The following is a 15,678-nucleotide window of genomic DNA, read 5'->3' as shown; positions in this document are numbered from 1 at the left end:
GGTAGATGAATAGGTTCCGATTTACGGAGAGTTCTTCGTTCATAGTATTATGCCGCCGAGCGAAAAGGAAATAGCGTAATGAACAAAAAAATCCGCTGTATCTCTCGATGCAGCGGATTTTTTGAGGTTTGTTTAGACCCTATTAAATACCCATTTCTTTCAGAATGAAATGCGCGTTGTCAATTTTATCGGCAACCCAGAGGACATAACGAATGTCGACTCCGATGGATCTGCTGTAACTCTCGTTCCAAGCGAAATCATTAATTGTTGCGTCATAAGCACGGTCAAAATTTACACCAATTAATTCACCATTGGCATTCATTATTGGAGATCCTGAATTTCCGCCTGTAGTATCCATATCATATAAGATATTGACCGGCACAGATCCCAGATCTTTTTGAAGATAAGGACCAAAATTCTTATTGAGGTAAGCTGTCTTGATTTCTTGCGGGTAGTCAAATTCTGCTAAACCAAGATTTCCTTTTTGAATGATTCCTTCGATTGTTGTGAATGGCTTCATATAAGTTGCATCAGCAGGAGAGTAGCCTTTGATGTGCCCATACGTCAGGCGTAAGGTTGAGTTTGCATCAGGAATAAAGTTTTTGGCCTGAAAAATTTCCTTGACGGCAACATAATCGCCCATTAATTTGTTCAGTACCCCTTCACGTCTTTTTTGTTCAGCAGCGAACTGGACAATATCATTGTTCAGCTTGCCCTGGAAATCCAATAATTTGTCGTCAAATTTCTGAAGTGCATCGGCATTGGCCAAGACAGTATTTAGTATGTAACTTTGATCGCCAAGTTTACTGTTCTGAATAATCTCGGTTGCAAATTCTTGTGCGGTACCCGTATTAAATTGCAATTTCTGAATGGAAGCCAATTGATTTTTACCTTGGAATGCGATGGCATCTTCCAACATTCTGGAGAAAATACGCTGATCAGCCTGCTTATTGTAGCTTTCGTAGGTTTCTTTAACAGCGGTTTTTAATTTTTCGATATTCAGCTCGAAAAGCTGCTTGGTAGCTTGGGATGATTTTTCCTTTGCCAAGTTGGTTTTCAGAACGTTCAGGTCGCGAGCTACTTTCAATAAGCTCGTACTATTGTAAATATTATTGATCCAAAGTTCTTTCAGGGCATCTTGATCACTCAGCTGATAATAGGCATCAATATCAGTGAGTAGACTTCCATATTTGTTTTTCAGTTCGGGTTTACTTAAGATAAAAGCCGCCAGTGCTTCGTCTTCTTGTTTTTTTGTCGATAGCAAGTCGATTCCTCGTAAACCCTTGAGTTTACCACGATAGTTTTTCAATACATTCGCATTACGTTTTATGCGTGTTGCCAAGGACAAGGCGATATCGGTATTATCTTTTCCTGCTTCCTCCATCTGTTTATTTTGGAAATCATACAGGTTGGATACGTAAGGCAAAAGGTATTCCTGTTGATATTGAATATATTGTGCTGGTCTGTGTCGGAATGTTTTTCCGGGATAACCAAGGATAAAGGTGAAATCATTTTCCCGGACACCATTTGGATTGACTTTAAGGTGTTTTTTGGGCTGGTAAGGAACGTTGTCTTTAGAATAAGGTGCAGATTTTCCGTTTTTGCCGACATAAGCTCTCAGAAAAGAATAATCTCCGGTGTGGCGTGGCCATACCCAGTTATCTGTCTCTCCACCAAATTCACCGATGTTTTGACGTGGAATATAAACTAAACGAACGTCTTCGATTGTTTTATAACGGAATAGGACATAACTTTTACCGATAAACATTTCCGATACTTCAGCTTTAATCGTGGGATCTTCTTTTTCCGCTTGTTTAACCAGTTCTTGTTGTTTACGTTTAATCGTATTGATACGCTCTACCGGGTCACTGATGTTGGCGACAGCATTTAATATTTTAGCGGAAACATCCTCATAAGAATCGGTAATTCTTATTTTTAATCCTTTTGCCTCAATTTCCTGTTCTTGATTTTGTGCGACAAAACCGTTTTTTAAGTAATTGTTGATTGCAGTACTGGCAAGTTGAACGGCAGAAAAAGCACAGTGGTGATTGGTAACGATCAGACCACGGTTTGAGACAAACGACCCTGTACATCCACTGACTTGAACCAGGGCATCTACCAGTCCGACCTGACCGGGATTGTAGATATCTTTCTCACTGATCTTTAACCCAGCTTTCTTCAATCCAGCTCTATTTAATTCGCTCAATGGAAACATTCCCTCATCGGGATTTGCCTTGCTGTAAGGACTGTTTGCCATGGTTAAGAATAAAGCTAGTGCAATTGTCGTACGATTTATAAACTTCATAGGATTTTAACTATCAACTGTTGTAAATCTCCAAATTTAAGAAAAGCATTTTGATGAAATCGATTTTTTATGTGAACTAATGTAACAATAGTGGATATACTGGATCTTTTTGGCAAGGTATTTATTGTATAATCGGCAGGCCAAATGCTCCTGTTGACTTTAATTATAAAGGATTTGACATTGGTTTACGACAGGATTCGTAATTTTGTGCTTTAAAGATAGTAAGATGACCTTAATCCAACTGGAATATATTGTAGCTGTTGATACCTACCGAAGTTTTGTTGCAGCTGCAGAAAAATGTTTTGTCACGCAACCGACGTTGAGCATGCAAATACAAAAACTTGAAGAGTCTTTAGGGGCAAAAATCTTCGACCGGAGCCGTCAGCCTGTTGTTCCTACAGAAATCGGCGAGAAAATTATTCTTCAAGCTCGATTGGTATTGACGGAAAGCCGAAAGATCAATGAGATTGTACAAGATAAAAAAGGGGAAATTGAGGGTACACTAAGGGTCGGTGTTATCCCGACAATCGCACCTTATTTACTTCCGAATGTGCTGACCACATTTATGGAGAAATATCCGAAACTACAATTGCAGATATGGGAATATACGACAGAACGGATTGTGCATGAATTGAAGGTCGGACTTTTGGACTGTGGTGTGCTATCTACTCCCTTAAATGATCCCGGGATTTTGGAATCACCCTTATTTTATGAGAATTTTGTTGCCTATATTTCAGCCAATAGTCCACTGTTTCCAAAAATGATACTGAGTGGTGATGATATTGCCGATGATAAACTTTGGTTGCTCAATGAAGGACATTGTATGCGCGGGCAGGTGCTTAATATTTGTCATCACAAACATAATCAAGATCTTACAGGGCGATTTGAGTATAATACGGGTAGCGTAGAGACCCTAAAACGTATGGTAGATATCAACGACGGAATCACGATATTGCCTGAGTTGTCGATTTGGGATTATTCCGATGAACAATTGGATAGGATCCGTTATTTCAAATCACCGGAACCAGTACGGGAGATATCATTGGTGACGACGCAAAATTATGTAAAGAGACATGCAATTCAGGCCTTAGAAAAAGAAATATTGGCCGTAGTACCCGATAAATTCAAAACAAAAAAGAAAAAGGAAGTGTTGAGCTTTCAATAGAACGATATGAGAAACCTCAAAAGACGTTTTTTTAAAAAAATAGACCAGATCAATCAATGGCGAATGAAGAAAGTTTCTAACCGGAACTTTATCATTATACTCGCGTTTTTGGTTGGAATTGTTGGTGGTATTATGGCATCTGTGCTAAAAAGATTAACCCATTTTATTGCAACGACTATACAGGATGATATCGATTGGAAAGTAAAGTACTCGGTTTACTTGATTTTTCCATTGATCGGGATTCTGCTCAGCGTGTTTTTTGTTCGCAAATTTTTGAAAGGGAAGAAGATGGAGCACGGGATTACCCCGATTATTTATGCCATCAGTCGGAAAGGCAGCCGATTGGATCCCAGCAATATTTATTCTCAGGTGGTGACATCGGCTATTACCGTTGGCTTTGGCGGGTCCTGTGGTTTGGAAGCTCCTGTTGCTTTGGGTGGTTCTTCTATCGGTTCTAATATCGCCCGTTTCTTTGGATTGCAGTATAAGGAAGTTACCATGTTATTGGCTTGTGGTGCAGCTGCAGGAATTTCAGGCGCCTTCAACAGCCCTTTGGCAGGAATGATTTTTGCTATCGAGATCTTGCTTCCCGAATTTTCAATTCCAGTGTTCATTCCTTTGCTGATCTCATCGGCATTGGCTTCTGTTGTCTCTCGGGTGCTTTATAATGAACCCTTATTCAGTACGTTCAATTCCGATTGGCAAGTTTCGGCATTGTTGTTTTATTTGCTATTAGCTGTGCTGATTGGGCTTTATACGATTTACTTTGCACGTGTTTCCAGGAGTGTGGGGAAATGGTTTTCTAAGATTAAGAATCCCTATAATAAAGTGTGGGTCAGTGGTATTGCCTTAGGTCTGATGATTTTTGTATTCCCAGCGCTGTATGGTGAGGGCTATATTACCATTCAGCAGATTCTCAATGGTCAGTTTAACTCGATTGTTAAGAACAGCTTGTTCTCAGACTACAAGGATATGGGATTAGTCGTCCTGGGCTATACGATATTGACTTTATTTGGAAAATCCCTTGCTGCATTATTTACCTTAAATGGCGGTGGAAATGGTGGGGTATTTGGGCCAAGTTTAGTGATGGGAGGTCTGTTGGGCTTTGCATTTTCTTATGGTGTAAACTTGACGGGAATTGCCGAGTTAAATGTACCAAATTTTGTGGTAGCGGGGATGGCCGGTGCGTTGAGTGGAATTATGCATGCGCCGTTGACGGGCATATTTTTGATTGCAGAAGTGACGGGAGGTTATACTTTGATGGTTCCATTGATGCTGGTTTGTTCCATTTCCTATTTGATTAATCGGTCGGTTTTAAAGCATTCCATTTACACCAAGGTATTGGCGGAGTCTGGTGATCTAATTTCTTATGAAGACAAGGATCGATCCGTGTTAAGTATGATGCGGATAAAATATGTATTGGAAACTAATTTTGTGATCTTACGCCCTGACGAAACACCAAAAGGTCGACAAACCGACATCATCCATAGTAAACGCAATATCTTTCCGGTGGTGGATTACGAAGGGAAATTTATGGGGCTTCTTTATAGCGAGTTTCTATTTTCGGTATTATTGGGCGAAGTGGATGGGGGAGATACGACCTTTGAAAAATTAGCCCAGAAGCCAAATGATACGGTAGGAATCAATGAAAACATGGAAATCGTGATGGCTAAAATGAATAAGGACGACACGTGGATACTTCCAGTTTTAGGGGATGAAAATAAGTATATGGGCTTTGTTTCCAAATCGAGTGTATTCAACAAATATCGCGCGTTACTGATACGTCAGGGGCATTATTTGGAATAAATCGAGTACACATTGTTAGAACTCGAAATGAAGCGTGTTCGGATAGGCTTCCTTGGGTTGGCTTTAAACCCAAGGAAGCACAGCAAATTTTTTAAGCACGCAAAGCCATAATCTTTGTGACATATTTTCCGATAATATCAAATTCCAAGTTGACTGTGCTACCCACTTCAACTTGTTGCAAATTGGTATGCTCTAGTGTATACGGAATGATAGCAACGGAAAACTGATCGTCTTTAGAGTCTACTACGGTCAAGCTGATACCATTTACGGTAATGGATCCTTTTTCTACGGTTATATTTTGTTTGGAAACATCATATTGAAAGGTAAAAATAAAACTACCATTTTCATCTTTCTTTTGGATACAACGCGCAGTCTGATCCACATGTCCCTGGACGATATGTCCATCAAATCTTCCGCCTGCCAAAGTACAACGTTCCAGATTGATCAGGTCGCCCACCTTTAATTGAGCGAGATTTGTCTTCTGTAGGGTTTCATCAATTGCCGTAACTTTATGTAGATCATTGTTCAATCCCACAACGGTAAGGCAAACGCCATTATGGCTTACACTCTGGTCTATTTTAAGTTCATTGGAAATAGCAGAACTGACGTAAAAATGGATATTGCTTTTTTCCTGTTCGATATTTTCTATTTTTCCTAGGGTTTCTATGATTCCAGTAAACATGATATTTTTTTTGATTTATTCCAAAGTTACTAAATAATTAAATGAAATATCGCTGTTTAGATAGCACAAATACTGTCGCGATAAATCATGCCTATGCAAATTGAAACTAAACTTGATATTCAAGCCAATTGGATCGCTAAAAGGAGCTTTAAAAAGGGTAACCCCTAATTTCGAGCCTGTCTATTGAGCCAATTGAGTCTATAAAGAAAAGATTAATTGATAAAATGATGCAATGAGGTGACAGATCATTCTATAGTAAATTTAAATAATGCAATGGTTAAATACTGTGGTTGGGACTAGCTGAGCGAAGCTACCAAAAAAATAGCCTGTTGAAAAATGCAAAAAGATTGTAGTGTACATTGTACACTTACTATTCCTTTTGTGATTGCTGTGCTAAAACAAATTTATGGGAGTTGAAAAAAAATATAACAAAATTTTTGTTTATATCATTTGAACCACTATCTTTGTCCTAGGTTTAGGTTGATTGCCTCTTACAAAGAGGTATTTATAAAAGCTTAGCAGGTCGCCCGACCGAATGCTAAGCTTTTTTTTTTTGATCATTTTTTTTTGATTATTATTTCCATAAACGCTTAATAGCGAGGTGTTTACTTTCTTTTATAAAATTCTGGGATGGGGATGCGGGCTGTGTGGTAGCCGTTAACTTTTGAAGGCATACCATGCTGTCAGCATTAGTATGGTGAGATATTCAAATTTTTTCGATTTGAAACGTTCTTTTAAGGCATGTAATGCTTTGGATCTCGCATAATAGATGGTTGATGCGGTTGTGTTCAATGTTTCGCAAATTTCATCTGTATTCAAGCCTTCCAAAAAACTGAGCTTGCAGATCTGAGCTTGTTGTTTGGGAAGCAAATTGATTTCAGCAAGTAACAACTCGGTGAGTTCTGTTCGGAATATCTTCTTGAGTACATCTTCATCTGGAACCGACATATGCTGAAGAATATCGAGCTCCTCTTTCCGTATTTTGAATTGAGTAGTTCTTTGCATATCGATACAGGCATTTTTAGTAGCGATAAAAAGAAAGGCTTTAAGGCTTTCATAATTCTCTACCTTTTGTCTATTATTCCAGAGTTTAACAAAAACATCTGAGACAATTTCCTCGGCATCGGTTTTGTTACGGAGGTAGGAAAAGGCAAAATAGCGTAAAGAATGACCAAAATGATCCATAAAAAAGCATAAAGCCATTTCATCACCTTCTTTCAGTGTATTGATGTATGATTCTATTTGCCGCATACTTGGTTATTGATCGTTTTACGTTGGCCGTCGGAATATGTTATATTCCTGTGTGGTCAATACGTCATTCAATAGGTAAATTCACATAAGAGCCCCGCTATGGATTGCTTGGCTAAATTACATAAAAAACTTGGGTTGTCATGATTCAATCCGGACAACCCAAGTTTTTTAAGATTAAAAAATTAAGAAAGAAATCGATTTATTTTTTAATCATCTTATTCGCTACAATCTCCCATTCCTGTATATGAGCAGGCTGGTGTTCATTATTGACAATTTCATCGAAATGCTGCAGCATTTGTGGGTGCTGTACCGCGATATCTTTTTCTTCCCAAGGGTCTGTTGTTAAATCATATAATTGCCATTTTGCTTTGGGGTTTTTCTTCAGATCGAGTTTGACTGCCTTCCAGCGTCCTTCGCGTATGGCGATCTGGCCGCCCTTTTCTGGATATTCGAAATAAAGATATTGATGTTTTTGTTGGTTCTTTTCACCCAGCCAGGTTGGAAGGAGGGAGAGCCCATTGCTGTGGCCGGGGCTTTGTTGAACCAGCTGAGCGAAGGTAGCCATGAGATCGTACTGGGCCGAAATCAAGTCTGTTTCGGAATTCGCTTTGATGCGGTTGGGCCACCTGACAATTAACGGAACTTTGATACCGCCTTCAAAAACATCCATTTTCAATCCTCTAAGTGAATCGACACTGCGAAAAAAACGATAATCTATACCCCCATTAAAACCAGTTCCGTTGTCACTGGAGAACAAAATAATGGTATTGTCATCTATTCCCAATGATTTGATATGCTTCATAATCGTGCCGACCTGGTCATCCAGATAGGTGATCATACCGGCATAGGTTGCTCTTGGATAGGGGGTAGCCGTATAGCCGTCCTGTCCGTAATAAGGTTTATCATGGAAGAGGTCCTTATATTTATCTACATATTCCTGGGGAACTTGTAGTGATAAGTGCGGCAATGTATAAGGAAGGTATAAGAAAAAAGGTTTGTGTTGGTTTTTGTCGATAAAAGCCAGTGCTTTCTCTGTCATTAGTTCAGGTGCATATTCCTTACCGTCAAACTGTTTGAATTCCTCCGCCGTGGCCTTACTGGAATCCAAAGGAGAATGGACAAATTTTTCCTTGTTTTGAAGGGGATATTTTGTTTCATTTTCCCAAAGATGTGTTGGGTAGTAATTGTGTGCCTGTTTTTGGTCCAGGTAACCAAAGAAATAGTCAAATCCCTGTTTATTGGGGCTTCCGGTGGAATTATTCATCCCAAGTCCCCACTTTCCAATGGCAGCGGTCTGATAACCAGCTTTTTTAAATAGGTGAGCCATGGTATATGTTCCTTCAGGTAGTGGCATCTGGCCACCCTCGAGGCTATCTGCGAAACCGCCCAATTCATAATTTCCACGAATATAAGATTGGCCACCATGCTTGCCTGTTAATAACATGCAACGGGCTGGGGCGCATACTGGAGTACTTGTATAGTGGTTTATAAAGCGTAAACCTTCATGTGCCAGCTGTTGGATATGTGGTGTTTTGATCAATCGTTGTCCATAGGGCTCAGTTTCGGCATAACCTAAATCGTCCGCATAAAAAAATATAATATTGGGCAATTTATGCTGCTTTTTCTTTTGTTGTGCAAAAAGAGTCCCCCATCCGAGGAGGATGAGGGAGAGTCCAACTTTTAGTTTCATTTTTTACGTTCTCCTTCCAATAATTGCTTGAGTTCAGCGACCTTTTCTGGATATTTTGAAGCCACATTATTCTTTTCGCCGATATCATTTTTAAGATCGTATAACTGATCTTCCGGAAGACTTCCTGTTTCTGTATCGGTTAATTTCATGTAGGGGGAACCTTTGCTTGGCGCAATATATTTCCATTCGTCCTTTACGATGGCAAGTGTCTGTGCATGCTGAACCATACTGCTACGTCCCTTATTATCTTGACCGGTTAAGGTTTTCAAGAGCGGCGCGCTGTCTTTTGCTTCATCTGCTTTTAGTGGAACATCCAATAATTGGGCACTTGTTGCCAAGAGATCTATTTGGCTGATCAATGCATTGGAAACTTTTCCCTGTGCAACGCCCTTGCCGCTTACGATAAAGGGCACCCGAGTTCCGCCTTCGAAGATGCTATATTTGCCACCGCGTAGTGGACCTGCGGGTAAATGGCCATTTTGCTGGGCCACAGCGCCATCCATATAGCCGTCGTCGAGAACGGGGCCGTTGTCGCTGCTGAAAATTATAATCGTGTTTTTGTCAAGTCCCAAAAGTTGCAATTGCTGTTGAATTTGTCCGACGGTCCAATCCAATTGAAGAATTGCATCGCCGCGGTAGCCGAGTTTGCTTTTACCTTTAAATTGTGTTGCAGGCATACGTGGGACGTGTGGTTCTGTCAAGCAGAAGTAGAGAAAGAACGGTTTGTTTTGATGTTGCGAAATAAAGTCCTGGGCTTTGTGAAGAAATGTTGTGGAAACTTCTTCATCTACCCATCTGGCACGTGTTCCACCGCTCATGTAACCGATTCTTCCGATACCGTTGACAATAGTTTGATTATGTCCCTGGCCAGGTGAAGAATGCATTTTGAGCAGTTCGGGATGCTCTTTTCCTGTGGGGTCGTTACCTATTTTCTTTTCATAGTCGACCAGGATTGGATCAGTGGCCTCTGCAGCCACGACCTGATCATTTTCAAGGAACACCGTTGGGACGCGATCTGCTGTTGCAGGAAAAATGAATGAATAGTCAAAACCTACATCATTAGGTCCGGGTTTGATGGGGGCATTCCAGTCTTTTTGGACCTGATTTCCGAGTCCCATATGCCATTTGCCAACAATGGCAGTAGCGTAGCCCGCATGTTTAAATACTTTGGGTAAGGTGATTTTATCAGTAGGAACGATTAGCTTGGCATCCCCGGGCAGAATGCCTGTTCCTTCCTGACGCCATGGATACGTTCCGGTCATCAATGCAAAACGGGAAGGGGTACAGGTTGCCGAAGTACTATGAGCATTGGTAAATCGTACGCCACTTTGGGCGAGCTTATCCAGGTTGGGGGTTTCGATCTGTTTGGCACCATAGCTGCTTAAATCACCAAAACCAAGGTCGTCAGCATAAATATAGATCACATTTGGTTTACTAGCCTTTTGGGCAAAACTAACCGTGGGGAGCGCTGCGAAAAGGCTCGAGGAGAGTAATAACGTTAGTGATAGTGGCTTCTTCATATACGTTAAGTTTTGTTTAAAGGGTATCGTTTGACAATTGACGATACCCAAGATACTATTTTAAATTTGGATTGATATTAACTTCATTTTGTGGAATTGGCCAATGTTCATCTTGGCCAGCCCGGAAGGACTTGCTGGTCACATACCATCGGCTATAAGGGTCTTTACTTCCACCGGATTTTATACGAAGATTTTTCGCATTTGGAAATGGAGCGCCATAAAAGTCACCTTTCAGTACATCCTTTGCGATACCCCAACGTAGTAAATCCCAATAACGTAGTCCTTCCAATGCGAGTTCAATACGTCTTTCGTTGCGTAACGTCGTACGCAAGGAGGTACTACTTTGGACGTTAATGGCTGGCATATTAACGCTGCTTCTTTTTCTGACAGCGTTGATGGTTTTGTCCAGTAGGTCGCTGGTAATAGGATCTCCATTTTCGAGTTTGGCTTCAAGGTAACTCAGGAGAACTTCGGCGTAGCGTACAATAGGAACGTCGGCTCCAGAGTTTTGTAAGTTTCCACTAAACCCTTCGTCGTTGAACTTGCGTAATCCGTAGCCCGTACGTGTGGCCTGTTTTGTGGTTGTCAATTGGTCGATAGATAGGGTGGAGTCGGGGTGAGACGTATATTTAAGGTTTTTGAAACGGTCACCATTCGTTATCACCGTGAAGGCTAAACGCGGATCCCGGTTTTTGCTGATGTCTTGCGCATTATACCGCGCATCATCGTACGAAAATGCCGTTCCATCGGTGAAACCATAGCTTTCTACAAGACTACCGAGCGGGCAGTGAAGATGCCAGCCGCCTGCGATTGCCGGAAAATTGTGCTGAAACATACCGTTTCCGGCAAGATCAACCAAGTACTGCGTGGCAAAAATAATCTCTTTGCTCGTTTCGTTGGTTCCATTAAACAAGCCTGAATAGTTAGGATCTATGCTATTTTCATTGGCATTGATGATCTGCTCATAGCTTTTGATAGCGTCGGCGTAAGATTTTTCTGCCAGTTGGATGCGTCCAAGGAAAGCGAGGGCTGCCTGTTTACTTGCGCGGCCCCGTTCTGCGGTAGTCAATTTGCCATAACTAGGTAAGTCGTTTGCTGCTTCCTGCAATTCACGCGCGACAAATGTAACCAATTCCTGTTTTTTCGCTTTGGAAACCTGATTTGCTTCACTGGGTGTTAAAGTTTTGGTAACTAAAGGGGCATCACCCCAGTATTGGGACAGGTAGAAATATTGGCAAGCACGAATAAACCGAGCTTCTGCTTTAAATCGTGCGAGTAGATCTGCTGAAATAGGAGTTTTATCTATGTTTTCAAGAAAATAATTTACACGGGCGATTTTCTTGTAGGTATACATCCAATAATTGTCTAAGTTGCTATTATTGCTTGTCAAGGTACCATCGGATAGTTTATTGAAAACCGAATTATCACCACGTCTATCGTAGGCATTGTCCGAAGCAAACTCCAGGTAAAGAAGTCCGTTATAGGACCACCAATCTGTGGGGCTGAATTCGGCGAGGGAGTTCATTTGTATTTCCGCTTTGTATAATCCTGTCAGCGCTGCTCGAGCATTCGTTTCGTTTGTCCAAAAGGTTTCGTTGGCAAATTTATCCAGTGGATTGGTTTCCAATTGTTTTTTGCAACTGGTACTTAGGCTTGATGCAAAAAGAATGCATAAGGCCAATTTTATAGGTTTGTATGAGATGTGTATCATGGTTTTTTATCGATTGGTTAGAAACTAAGGTTAACCCCAAATGTAAAATTGCGCATAATAGGGTAGTAGGCTCCGCTTGAATTGATTTCGGGATCCCAACCTTTTCTATAGCTGCTTTTCGTGAATAGGTTTTCGGCATTTGCGTAAACCCTTAGACCCGACAATTTCCATTTGGTAAGGATGTGCTTAGGTATGGTATAGCCCAATTGGATGTTCTTGAGTCGTAGGTAGCTCGCATCCAGTAACCAGTAGTCTGATAGCAGGGTATTTGGTGTGCCGGTATTCGGCAATTGTTCAATTCTTGGGTATATGGCATTTCGATCGGGATTGGCTGCAGTCCATCTGCCGTCAGCTTGCCAGCGTTGGATATTGCCGTTTTGTGTCAACGCAAATCCAGCATAATTGTCCAATAAGCCTTTGACACCGCTTACACCTTGAAGAAGTATTCCTAAGTCAAACCCTTTGTAGTTCATTCCGATATTCATCCCGTAGGTGTATTTGGGGATACGTGATCCAATTACAGTTCGGTCGTACGTAGCGTCTACTTTTCCATCAGGTACACCGTCGGGGCCACTGATGTCCTTGTATCGGATATCACCAGGTTGCGGTTTGGGGTTGATGTTGGTTTGATTGGCATAGCTTGCAATATCGGCTGCGTCAACAAACAAGCCATCGGCTTGGTAGCCGTAGTAGGCTTGAATCGGGTAGCCGATAAACAGGGTGGAACCATTTCCCACTAAGCCATTCGGTTGATTGATATTGCCGACTCCCAAATCGACGACCCTATTTTTGACCGTAGAGAAGTTCAGATTTACGTTGTAAGAAAAATCATTTAATTTTTTTTGATGCCCTAGTGTAAATTCCCATCCTGTATTTCGAAGTTTTCCAGAATTTTGTACACCTACTTCAAAACCCAAAATTTTGGAAACACTAGAACCTGGGCTCACCAAAATATCGTAAGTATATCGGTTGTAATAGGTACTGCTGAATGTCAGTAAATTTTTAAATAAAGCCACTTCCACGCCCGCATCTGCCGTTCGGGTCGATTCCCAGCGTAGCATAGGATCAACAATTGTGGTTCGAGCGACCCCTGGAGAAATAGTGTTTCCAAAGGGGTAATTATAACCCGGATTTAAAACATCCTGGTATGGGTAGTTGGAGACAACGCGCTGTTGGACATTATTGACAATATTTTGGTTACCGAGAATCCCATAAGATCCTTTGATTTTTAATTCGTCTATCCAACTATAATGGTCTTTTATAAACGATTCTTCGCTTAGTAGCCAACCTACTGCAATCGAAGGGAAGGTAGCATATTTTTTATTCGTTGGAAAGCGGGAAGATCCATCGTATCGAACAACACCTTCGACAAGGTATTTCTTGGCATAGTTATATTGTACGCGTGCAAATAAAGATTCCAATGCCCACTCAGTAGCTGTACCTGTGTTTTGTTGCCCATCTGGTGAGCCTACATTTAACTCGGTAAGATCATTGCTGGGGAAATTCTGGCGGTAAGCGCTTAAACCTTCGCTGTAGCCTTTCTCGAAAGAATAACCGCCCAATATTTTCAAGGAATGTTCCCCGATCGTTTTATTATAGTCTGCTAAGGCCTGAAAAGTTTTATACGTTTCATAAGGAGCAGTTTGATTGAGGCTAGAAGGTCCGAGCGTAATGGAATTGTTGATCCGTTGTGAGGCTCTAAAAAGTTTTGTGCGGCCATTCGTCTGCGTATAGCCCCCAATAGCGGATAAGGTCAGATCTGAAATTGGTTTCCAGTCGAGTCTTGCGTTTCCTGAGATATTGGACACTTTTTCTTTGTAGAAGGATTCGCTCTCCAGGAAAGATACTGGTGTCCCCTTCAGGTTATTCCCTGCGCCCCAGTCGCCATTGCTCAGGCGGATCGGGTATATGGCAGGATAGCGAATCACCTGAGAAATGATATCCGTCATGCTGGAGAAGTCAAGCGTTGCTGGTGCTGCCGGTTCGTCTGTTTCGGTCTGAATTGCCGCTACCCGCGTCGTTAATTTGAGCTTGTCATTGAGGTTTGATATGAGATTGAGGCGGACATTGTATTTGTCAAAATTGTTTTTGATGACAATACCTTTTTGATTGAGAAAGCCAGCAGATAAGGTGTATTGTATTTTATCTGTGGTATTGGATATATTTAAGTTGTGGCCTGTTTGCGCCGCTTGGGACTTGAATGAACTGGTCAAGTAGTTACTATTTGGATAGTTATCGGGATCCGAGCCATCTTTAAATTTTTGGATCTCCTCTGCCGTGTAGCCGCCGCCGCCACTTGTCGTTTCATTGAGCAAGGAAGCGTACTCCCAAGAGTTGACAAATTCGGGGAAAGCTGTTGGTTTCTGGATACCGTAATAGGCATTGTAATTGACCGTTAATTTTCCACCCGTTGCCCCGGTTTTTGTTGTAACTAGAATAACGCCGTTTGCGGCTCTAGCTCCGTATATGGCTGCCGAAGAGGCGTCTTTCAGTACCGAGATCGATGCAACATCATTTGGATCGATATCATTGAAGGAATTGGTGGGTATACCGTCGACTAAAATAAGTGCGTCGGTACTTGCACCGAACGAACCCACCCCACGGATCTGTATGGTATTGTTTGCTGCTCCAGGCTGACCAGATCGTTGTATAACGGTCACACCGGGCATTTGACCTGTAAGGGCCTGAGCAAGCTGGGGAACCGAGCGTTTTGCTAGTTGTTTCCCATCAACTTGGGAAACCGAACCGATTAATTCTTTCTTTTTTGTCGTACCGTAGCCTACGACGACGACTTCTTCCAAAGCATCGACATGTTGGCTAAGTTCAATATTCAGGTAAAGCTGGTTGGATAATGGGATTTCTTTGGTTTGGTAGCCGATCATTTTAATCACGAGTACGGCATTATTATTTGCTTCGATCTGAAAGTTACCACTTTCATCTGTCGTGGTTGCCCTTGTCGAACCTTTTATTATAATCGTCGCGCCTTGAAGCATTGTTCCTTTGCTATCGTGAACATTTCCTTTGAATGTGCGGGTTTGTTGTACTAACGTGTAGTTATTTGGAAGCTCATAAGTCGGATAATTTGTTTTTAACTTCGTTACGACAAGCATATTATCCTGAAAACTCCAATCGACAGGTTGGTCTTTTAAGAGAACCTGTATGGCTTTTTCTAAAGGCATATTACGAACCTGCGCCTCAATTTTAATGTCGGCAAGTTCTTTACCATTCAACAGAAAGGGGACGCCACTCTGTTTTTGGATGGTACGTAATACCTGCACCAAAGACATTTTTTTGGCGTTAATAGTAATTGATTGTGCGTAGCTAGCTGCAGACAGCTTAACAACACATGCAAGGGTAAAAAAGGCACTAAGCTTCATTTTGGTCTTCCATTGCTTGGGTATGTTCACAGCAATTCGATTTCTATGAACAAGAAAATTAAAATTCATAAATTTGTTGAATTAGGGATATAATCTATTATTAAACTGATTGGGTAAATCGGTCAAAAATGGAGATCGCTATTATGGCCGATTAATGTTCGTAGCATTGGT

9 protein-coding genes are annotated in these 15,678 nt (G+C 41.4%); 2 read left to right on the top strand and 7 right to left on the bottom strand.

The window, feature by feature from the left end; translation table 11 throughout:
* Positions 1-142: 142 nt before the first annotated feature.
* Positions 143-2,305, bottom strand: a complete 2,163-nt coding sequence (locus HS960_RS11280; protein WP_182332698.1) for a S46 family peptidase — start codon at positions 2,303-2,305, stop codon at positions 143-145.
* Positions 2,306-2,531: 226 nt separating this feature from the next.
* On the opposite strand from HS960_RS11280, the gene HS960_RS11275 reads away from it, so the two are divergent.
* Together HS960_RS11275 and HS960_RS11270 are read left to right on the top strand one after the other, a co-directional pair.
* Positions 2,532-3,470 (top strand): hydrogen peroxide-inducible genes activator, encoded by a 939-nt coding sequence (locus HS960_RS11275; RefSeq protein WP_182332696.1) that lies wholly within the window; start codon positions 2,532-2,534, stop codon positions 3,468-3,470.
* 6 nt (positions 3,471-3,476) lie between these two features.
* Complete coding sequence (locus HS960_RS11270; protein WP_075992018.1) at positions 3,477-5,276, top strand: chloride channel protein; 1,800 nt, start codon at positions 3,477-3,479, stop codon at positions 5,274-5,276.
* A 91-nt stretch (positions 5,277-5,367) separates the two neighbouring features.
* Here HS960_RS11270 and HS960_RS11265 read toward each other — a convergent pair whose 3' ends face one another.
* The 6 genes from HS960_RS11265 to HS960_RS11240 form a co-directional block, all read right to left on the bottom strand.
* A complete protein-coding gene (locus HS960_RS11265) occupies positions 5,368-5,958 on the bottom strand; it encodes a riboflavin synthase (RefSeq protein WP_046675860.1) in 591 nt (196 codons plus the stop codon).
* Positions 5,959-6,615: 657 nt separating this feature from the next.
* Positions 6,616-7,209, bottom strand: coding sequence for an RNA polymerase sigma factor (locus HS960_RS11260; RefSeq protein ID WP_153846902.1), 594 nt, complete (start codon positions 7,207-7,209; stop codon positions 6,616-6,618).
* Positions 7,210-7,408: 199 nt separating this feature from the next.
* Positions 7,409-8,899 (bottom strand): arylsulfatase, encoded by a 1,491-nt coding sequence (locus tag HS960_RS11255; protein ID WP_182332694.1) that lies wholly within the window; start codon positions 8,897-8,899, stop codon positions 7,409-7,411.
* Positions 8,896-10,419 carry a sulfatase-like hydrolase/transferase gene (locus HS960_RS11250; protein WP_182332692.1) on the bottom strand — a complete coding sequence of 508 codons (1,524 nt, stop codon included), beginning with the start codon at positions 10,417-10,419 and terminating at the stop codon, positions 8,896-8,898. Before HS960_RS11250 ends, HS960_RS11255 begins: the two co-directional genes overlap by 4 nt.
* A gap of 55 nt (positions 10,420-10,474) precedes the next feature.
* Positions 10,475-12,130, bottom strand: coding sequence for a RagB/SusD family nutrient uptake outer membrane protein (locus HS960_RS11245; RefSeq protein WP_182332690.1), 1,656 nt, complete (start codon positions 12,128-12,130; stop codon positions 10,475-10,477).
* Positions 12,131-12,147: 17 nt separating this feature from the next.
* Positions 12,148-15,576: a SusC/RagA family TonB-linked outer membrane protein gene (locus HS960_RS11240; protein ID WP_182332688.1), complete on the bottom strand. Its 3,429-nt coding sequence runs from the start codon at positions 15,574-15,576 to the stop codon at positions 12,148-12,150.
* Positions 15,577-15,678: the final 102 nt, after the last annotated feature.

It is taken from the genome of Sphingobacterium paramultivorum (assembly GCF_014109745.1).
Classification (GTDB): domain Bacteria; phylum Bacteroidota; class Bacteroidia; order Sphingobacteriales; family Sphingobacteriaceae; genus Sphingobacterium; species Sphingobacterium paramultivorum.
Note: the sequence above shows the minus strand (reverse complement) of the source record. Positions and strands in the feature narration are given on the sequence as shown.